A 7,363-nucleotide genomic window follows, 5' to 3' on the forward strand; every position below is an offset into this window, starting at 1 on the left:
CTCATTATTTAGTCTACCATCCGCTTGCGAAAGACGATCACAGCCAAAGCGGAGATTATGATAATCCAAACAAAGATAATCCCTAAGTTTAAAATGACATCTGCAAAACCAGCGTTGTTCTCCACTTTTGTCGCAACTTCTAAGAGTTGGGTGTTCGGAAGGTATTTAGCCACTTTTAATATCGGATAGGTTTTCGCCAATGAAGTGACAAATGTTCCTGCTGAAAAAATGACGATGAATGGAAGTATCAGGACGGAAGCTTCCATAACTGATTTTGCATACAGACCTAATAATGTCCCTAAGCCAAGATAAAAAAGAGTCGATAGTATAAATGCGACTGCTATAATTCCAATGCTCTTTGGATAATAATCTACAAAGAAAGCACTTAATGTGATCACTAAAATGGTTGAAAAGAAAGATAATAAGCTTTTTCCGCTTAAAATCTCTGCGGTGGTTGCTGGTGACAACATTAATCCTCTTAATGTATTTTTCTCTTTTTCTTCAGCAATCAGACAGCATTGAACAAAGGCTCCAACCATTGCAAATGCCATATTGAAAATCATATAATGTACTTCAATTGAGTCAATACCCATGCGACCATAAAGTGCTGCAAGGATCGGTGGCAAAAATATAACGATGGATACAGCATAATTCCGAGAAAAATCCTTGTAGTCCTTTTTTAAAATTGCGTTTACACGCCTCCATGAAAAGGTCATGCCAATTTCCTCCCTGTCACTTGTATGAAAATATCTCCCAAAGTGGGTTCGTTTGAATGAATCCTTGCCACTTTCTCTGTTTTCATTAATTCATATAGTTGTTGTGCACCTTCTGCACCTATCGGAACAATGATCTTCTGCTCATTTGACATCTCTACTGTTATTGTTCCATTAGCATATTTCCTTTTTAAGCTATCAGGTGTATCAAGTAACTGAATTTTCCCTTTATTTAAAAATGCAACGCGATCACAAAGGGTATCGGCTTCATACATATCATGAGTGGTTAAAAATATAGTTGTTCCCTTGGCATTTAGCGCTCGCAAGCCCTCATATATATGAAGTGTATTTGTAGGGTCCAAGGCTGAAGTTGGTTCATCCAGAAAAAGAAGTTCTGGTTCATGAAGAAGCGCACGTGCCAAAATAACACGTTGTTTCATTCCTTTGGATAATGTAGAAACTATTTTCTTTTGATCCTGTGTCAGATTAACAGTTGCAAGAGCTTCTTCAATTCTTGAACGGTTAACATCATATAAATCACAATAAAGCTGTAAATTATCGTTGATTGATAATCTATCATACAAACCGCTGTTGTCAGTCAATACACCAAATCGTTTTCGATAGTCTGATAGCTTCAATTTAGAGACAGGTTGGCCGAACACTGTCGCCGACCCACTGGTAGAATTCATTTGTCCTGTCAAAATTTTAATGGTTGTAGTTTTTCCCGATCCACTTGGACCTAAAAAGCCGAAAATTTCTCCCTTTCTTACTTGAAAATCGACACCTTCAAGAGCAGGTTGATCTGAGAAAGTTTTAACCAGATTCTTTACTTCGATAATATTTTCCATATTTTCACCTCAAAACGTAATTTCATCCGTTTGCTATATTCAGGTTACAAGGAAATATTGCACCAAGCATTAAAAAACGGATGAAAGGAGTTATAAATGAGGTGAGTGGAGCAAAAAGGATGTTAAAATTTTTCTCCTTTGTGAGTTTAGCTGAAGAATATGCATTCATTTCCCTACTTACAGAAGTAGGACACTGCTGCTGGATGAAGCTAAAATGACAGTTCAATAGAAAAGTGAATCGACATATTTCCCGAGAAATAATAAGTATTTCTACATTATTTGAGTCCGAGCATTTCTTTCAATACAGCCATTTTTGACTTCGAAAGGGGAATGCTTGTTTTGTTGGTGTCCTCCAAAACAAGGCTATAGCTGTTCCTTGTCCAAGTAATCACTTCACGAACTTTTTGCAGGTTGACGATATAGGAACGATGACAACGAAAAAAGCCAAAAGGTAATAATCGATTTTCCAATTCCTGAAGAGTAAAGTCGTTTGGGAATGCTTCGCCTTTTATATGTATAAAGGATTGTCCTTCCCTACTTTCTATATAATCAATCTCAGGGGGATTGAAGAGAACGATTTTATCTTTGACTTTCGTTGGGATTTTTTTGAACTGAACGGGCTGCTCCATATCCGTTTGTTGTTCCTCTTCAAGGTGGTACTCAGAGGTTTTGGAGTCATCGCTTTCGATTTGAATGGGGGATAATCCGCTACCGTCAAGTTTATACACCTCGTCTGCAGCCGTAACTGCATTTTCCATATTGCCAGTTAGAATCAGGACTGCTTTGCCTAAGTGTCGGAGCTTTTGAAGGAGAGAAAGAAATATTTGTTTTGATTCCAAATCCAGGTTTTGATCGGGCTCTTCCAAAATATAAATGGCAGGGTTTTGCAAGAGGAGGCAGGCAAACTGAACTCTTCTGCTCTCTGAATATGATAATTTATCAATCTTTAATTTCCTTTTATGGTCAAGATGAACTGCTTTTATTGCTTGGTCAATGTTTTGATTCGATGCATATAAATTTTTTATAAAATGGAGCATTTCTTCAATTGAAAGACGTTCATACAATGCCACATTTAAAAATAAAAAACCGATATCCTTGGAGGGATGCTTCAAAGGATGTTGATCAATGTGGATTTCTCCATGAGAAAGCACCGTTTTGCCAAGCAGCAGATTGATTATCTGTTCTCTTACATTCACGCTGGAATAGAGGGCAGTGACTTGACCTGGAGTGACTAACAAGTTAAAGGAAGGAAAGATGATTGTATCATTCACTCTTTTTTCAGCATCCATAAATTGTAATTTCATTACAAATCCTCATTTCTTCAAACTATATACATCGCATTATATCAAAAAAAGAAACAGCCCAAGCCGATAGATTCAGCTTGGACTGTAAAAGATGTGGAAATTTGATATCGATAAACGGCGCTGTCACTTTTCTATTAATCTTCTACTAAAGGATATACTCCATCCTTATCATGAGTTTCTCTTCCAGTAAGCGGTGGATTGAACACGCAGATCATTCTCATGTCTTTTGTTGCTCTTAAATAATGCTCATCATTTTTATCAAGAGCATACATTGTTCCATCTTTGATCGGATATACTTTTCCGTCTGAAATGGTTTCAATTTCACCTTCGCCACCGACACAATAGACGGCTTCCAGGTGGTTTTTATACCAAATATGTGTTTCCGTTCCAGCGTATATAATTGTGTCATGATAGGAGAAGCCCATGTTGTCATCTTTTAACAGCAGGCGGCGACTTACCCAGTTATCAGCCTTAACTTCATTATCTGTTCCAATTATTTCTTCCAATGTTCTAACAATCATTCTCTATCACCCTGTTTTAATTATTTAGAGCAGCTTTAATACTGTCCTCTACGATATGAAAGCCTTTTTCGAGTCCTTCCTGGTCAATGATTAGAGGAGGCAGAAACTTGAATACCTCTCCTACAGGTCCTGAAGTTTCCATAAGCAATCCTCTTTTAAACGCCTCTTGGCATATAAGTTCCGAAATTTCCGCATTTTCACATGCTGCCCCTTGCATCAGGCCACGTCCTCTTTTTTCAGCATTCAGTTTAGGGTATTCATGGATGATGTAGTCTAGGAATGAGGTGACCATTTCCGCTTTTTGGGCTATTTCTTGAGAGAATTTGTTTGTTTCCCAGTATTTCAATGCTTCTGTGGCCGCGATAAAAGCCAGATTGTTTCCGCGGAAAGTTCCGTTATGTTCGCCAGGCTCCCAAATATCGTAGTCACTTTTGATAAGGGTCAAAGCCATGGGCAGACCATAGCCGCTTATAGATTTCGACAGGCAGACGATGTCTGGAGTGATTTCCGCAGGTTCGAAACTAAAGAAAGTTCCAGTTCTGCCGCAGCCTGCTTGCACATCATCAATGATCAACAATATATCGAATTCTCTGCATATTTTCGCTATACTTCTCAGCCATTCATAGCTTGCAGCATTGATTCCGCCTTCGCCTTGTACAGTCTCTAAAATTATGGCTGCTGGAAGGTCGACACCGCTGCTGCTATTTTTCAAAAAGGCTTTAATATAGTCGATAGAGCTAGTGTTATCCACATAATTGTCGAATGGCATGAAAACAGTATTGTTTAGTGGTATGCCAGCTCCGTTTCTTTTCGACGCATTTCCTGTCACAGACAGGGAACCGATAGTCATCCCGTGGAATCCGTTTGTAAAACTGATGACTGTATTCCGGCCAGTAACTTTTCTTGCAATTTTTAATGCGCTCTCTACGGTATTGGTCCCTGTTGGGCCAGGAAACATTATTTTATAATCTAGGTTTCTCGGTTTTAAAATGATCTCATTAAATTTTTGAAGAAATTCTCCCCGAGCAACCGTAGCCATATCCAGGCTGTGTGTGATGGCGTCCTCTTCAAGATAATGAATAAGGAGCTTTTTCATTTTTTTATTATTATGTCCATAGTTGAGGGCACCTGCACCAGCAAAAAAGTCGATATATTCCTTATCATTGATATCCCATAATTTGTAGTTCTTAGCTTTTTTAAAGACGGTGGGAAAGCTTCGGCTGTAGCTTCGGACTTTCGATTCAAATAGTTCAAAAACATCCATGGCAATAGCGGGCTTGTCAGTAATAGTCGACATAAATCTACACATACCTCCAGAAATTTTTTTATTTCAATGGCCCAATTCGATATGCAATTTCTGCTTCATGGGAAGGATCTGGAAATTGATCTTCGCTGAAGCATTCATACTTCGTATACTCAGTTTCTAGTTTGTTTGCCAGTCCTTTAAACAGGTTATTGGAGGGCTTGTTTGTAGGAGTGACAGTAGCCTCCAAGAAACGGATGTTTGTATTTTCAAGCCTTTTAATTAGTTTCAGCAATAATGTTGTAGCCAATCCTTTACCTCTTTGGGACTGGTCAACAACGACCTGCCATATAAACAATGTGTCTGGCGCGGTTGGCTGGAGAAATCCGGATATGAAGCCAACAATTTTACGGTCGACCACTGCTACGATGGATGTTTTATTAAAATATTTGCCCCACATTAAATAACTGTAAGATGAATTAACATCGAGAACCTTTGACTTTTTGACAAGCTCAAATATCTCACTGCCATCATCGGCAGTAGGTTCCCGAAAGTAAATCGTGGCTGCTTTCCTATCCCTGACAGAAGGTTTTTCTTTTACCTTACCGATTGTTTGTTCACCTCCTCACTTTCGCAAGATGTATATAATCATATCGGGAGCATTATGTAAAATCAAAGCCAGCCAGGCATGTTGTAAACGATTTATTTGTAATGAGTCACGGACTGCTGGAAATAATGACCGGTTTCCTGCAAATTCCTTCCATATGGTCTGATATAGTCCCCAATCAGAATTGATTTCAAATGCAGAAACAATTCTCTCCCCATAAAGTCTTAGGAATAGTATGATGAGTTAAAATGGAAAGGAGAGAAGCGTATTGAGTGGTGGAATAGCTAAGCTTTTAAAAGAAAAGGATTATTTTTCAGCTGAAGATGATTTGCATCGTATAAAGCAAGTTCAAGAGTTTTTGGCTGACCGGTTTGTATTCGAAAATCTGGATGTTCTGTTAAAAGTGGAGGACTCCATTACGCCTGAATTCATTGAAGAAAAAATGCTGTTAAAGGGGCGTGGGGGGTTATGCTATGAATTGAATGCGCTGCAGCATCTTCTTTTAAAAGAACTTGGCTTTAATGTATATTTGACATCTGCCACTGTTGCAGCTGAAACTGGCTGGGCAACGGATCGTACCCATGTAATGAATCTTTTCTGGAAGGAAGGAAAGCTTTACTTAATTGACAGCGGATTTGGGAGTAACCTGCCGCTTCAGCCTGTAGAATTGGACGGGCCATCTGTGACTTCGCCGGCCGGGAGCTTTCGACTTCGAACAAGTGAAACTGAAAAAGGCACTATTGTACTTCAGACGAAAATAAATAAAGGATGGAATACACGTTATGCTTTTTTTCCTGAGAAGGCTGAATGGGATGATTTGGACCGAATAAAAAAAGAAATTCATACGAGTTCAAAATCTGCATTTAATCGGGAATTATTGATAGCTCGACTACTGCCGAAGGCAACGCTTTCCGTGAATGAAGAGCGTCTTCAAATAAAGAGAATTGAAGGAGAAGACCAAAGAATTTTGTTTAGCACGGATCAAGAGATGCTGAAAAATATTAAAAGCAACTTTAATGAGCCAATTTACCAAGCGGCTGTTCAATATGTACAGAGAAAAGGTTTTCAAAACTCGAAATAAATTCGAATTGTTGTATAAGAGTTTTTCGTTGATTCTCCTGAAACGAGGAGGTGAACACTCTAATATTTTTGAAATAATCAAATATTATTAATCTCTAGGGTGACTGATAAAAAGAGAGCCACGATCTTTTTGGACGAGCGTGGCTTTTAGTGAATGATGAAAGATTTTAATCAAAGGCAGCTTTAACTTTATTCAGTTACGACATACAGGAAGTATTTTTGCCGGCGGTGCCAGGATCAAGTCACACGAAAGTTGGTTCAGGAAGATATGCCCTTGGCGGCACAGCCTATTCAAGAAAGCATATATATCCCTCGTTGCAAAGCTGCATGAAGCGACTTAAGGAAGCTTTTTACGATGAATTGAAATGAGTAGCTTTGCTATGATGGCTGGAGAACCGCCTTTTCGAAATTTGTCTCGCGCCTGTCGCTTTTCTCACATAACGTACGAGATGTTATCCGGATGAGGAGCTACCCTCATCGAATCGGGCCCCCGCCTTTTTACATTCCATGTCCGGGATTTTTGTTTTGTCTCGAATGGTTTCTGTTTTTTACTTTATGAGAGCCGCTTAATGGTTTGGGCTGGTTTGTTTCCTGTTTCTTTTCTTTTGATTCTTTTCCCATTGTGACACCTCCATTCATTAGTATGTCTGCTTAGGCTGTTTTTAATCTGGGATATCTACTAGGAAATGGGAGCATATTCTATGAATGTTGAGTATCTCATGTGCTAAATCAGCCTCATGCAACGAGAGCCCGCATAACCGTAATTAAATCAATTATATGCTGTTTGAACCTCACAACTAGTTCACGTAGACTGTTATACAAAGCGCTTTCAAATGTTATTGCTAGTTTTAACTTCATTCAGCAGAAGTCTCCCACTTCTGTAAGTGGTGAGATGAATGCCTATTGGTATTCCATTCAGTGGGTGTTCAAACCCCGGCTGAATAAAGTTAAAGCCTCCGGCGGATGCCAAAGATTTTCAGAGGAAACAATCGGGCGACGTTTCTCGTCGCCACCGTCTAGAATGAAAACTGATTCTTACCTTATGCA

General features: G+C 39.1%; 9 protein-coding genes. 1 reads left to right on the plus strand and 8 read right to left on the minus strand.

Annotated features, from left to right (window positions below; all coding sequences use genetic code 11):
- Nucleotides 1–8: 8 nt before the first annotated feature.
- The 6 genes from H9631_RS10380 to ectA all read right to left on the minus strand — a co-directional run bounded on the left by H9631_RS10380 (nt 9) and on the right by ectA (nt 5,239).
- A complete protein-coding gene (locus H9631_RS10380; protein WP_191812495.1) occupies nt 9–716 on the minus strand; it encodes an ABC transporter permease in 708 nt (235 codons plus the stop codon).
- Entirely contained in the window at nt 713–1,561 is an 849-nt protein-coding gene (locus H9631_RS10385) for an ABC transporter ATP-binding protein (RefSeq protein ID WP_191812497.1), read from the minus strand. Before H9631_RS10385 ends, H9631_RS10380 begins: the two co-directional genes overlap by 4 nt.
- Nucleotides 1,562–1,836: 275 nt before the next feature.
- Nucleotides 1,837–2,865, minus strand: coding sequence for a LytTR family transcriptional regulator DNA-binding domain-containing protein (locus H9631_RS10390; RefSeq protein ID WP_191812499.1), 1,029 nt, complete (start codon nt 2,863–2,865; stop codon nt 1,837–1,839).
- Nucleotides 2,866–2,999: 134 nt separating this feature from the next.
- Complete coding sequence (locus H9631_RS10395) at nt 3,000–3,386, minus strand: ectoine synthase (RefSeq protein WP_191812502.1); 387 nt, start codon at nt 3,384–3,386, stop codon at nt 3,000–3,002.
- 16 nt (nt 3,387–3,402) lie between these two features.
- A complete protein-coding gene (gene ectB, locus H9631_RS10400) occupies nt 3,403–4,683 on the minus strand; it encodes a diaminobutyrate--2-oxoglutarate transaminase (RefSeq protein WP_191812504.1) in 1,281 nt (426 codons plus the stop codon).
- Between the two features lie 28 nt (nt 4,684–4,711).
- Nucleotides 4,712–5,239 carry a diaminobutyrate acetyltransferase gene (gene ectA / locus H9631_RS10405; RefSeq protein WP_191812516.1) on the minus strand — a complete coding sequence of 176 codons (528 nt, stop codon included), beginning with the start codon at nt 5,237–5,239 and terminating at the stop codon, nt 4,712–4,714.
- 265 nt (nt 5,240–5,504) lie between these two features.
- Here ectA and H9631_RS10410 point away from each other — a divergent pair, with 265 nt between their 5' ends.
- Nucleotides 5,505–6,317, plus strand: a complete 813-nt coding sequence (locus H9631_RS10410) for an arylamine N-acetyltransferase family protein (RefSeq protein ID WP_191812506.1) — start codon at nt 5,505–5,507, stop codon at nt 6,315–6,317.
- A gap of 497 nt (nt 6,318–6,814) precedes the next feature.
- Here the strand turns inward: H9631_RS10410 and H9631_RS10415 are convergent, their stop codons facing one another.
- Both H9631_RS10415 and H9631_RS22590 read right to left on the minus strand, forming a co-directional pair.
- Nucleotides 6,815–6,937, minus strand: a complete 123-nt coding sequence (locus tag H9631_RS10415) for a small acid-soluble spore protein P (protein WP_191812508.1) — start codon at nt 6,935–6,937, stop codon at nt 6,815–6,817.
- Between the two features lie 114 nt (nt 6,938–7,051).
- Nucleotides 7,052–7,174 (minus strand): hypothetical protein, encoded by a 123-nt coding sequence (locus H9631_RS22590; RefSeq protein WP_263600711.1) that lies wholly within the window; start codon nt 7,172–7,174, stop codon nt 7,052–7,054.
- Nucleotides 7,175–7,363: the final 189 nt, after the last annotated feature.

It is taken from the genome of Bacillus norwichensis (assembly GCF_014836955.1).
GTDB classification, from domain to species: Bacteria; Bacillota; Bacilli; order Bacillales; family Bacillaceae_C; genus Siminovitchia; species Siminovitchia norwichensis.

Bases quoted from the DNA above. Each gene is read 5' to 3' on its own strand.
- H9631_RS10380 (WP_191812495.1), bottom strand. From the start codon at position 716: ATGACCTTTTCATGGAGGCGTGTAAACGCAATTTTAAAAAAGGACTAC.
- H9631_RS10385 (WP_191812497.1), bottom strand. From the start codon at position 1,561: ATGGAAAATATTATCGAAGTAAAGAATCTGGTTAAAACTTTCTCAGAT.
- H9631_RS10390 (WP_191812499.1), bottom strand. From the start codon at position 2,865: ATGAAATTACAATTTATGGATGCTGAAAAAAGAGTGAATGATACAATC.
- H9631_RS10395 (WP_191812502.1), bottom strand. From the start codon at position 3,386: ATGATTGTTAGAACATTGGAAGAAATAATTGGAACAGATAATGAAGTT.
- ectB (WP_191812504.1), bottom strand. From the start codon at position 4,683: ATGTCGACTATTACTGACAAGCCCGCTATTGCCATGGATGTTTTTGAA.
- H9631_RS10415 (WP_191812508.1), bottom strand. From the start codon at position 6,937: ATGGGAAAAGAATCAAAAGAAAAGAAACAGGAAACAAACCAGCCCAAA.
- H9631_RS22590 (WP_263600711.1), bottom strand. From the start codon at position 7,174: ATGAAGTTAAAACTAGCAATAACATTTGAAAGCGCTTTGTATAACAGT.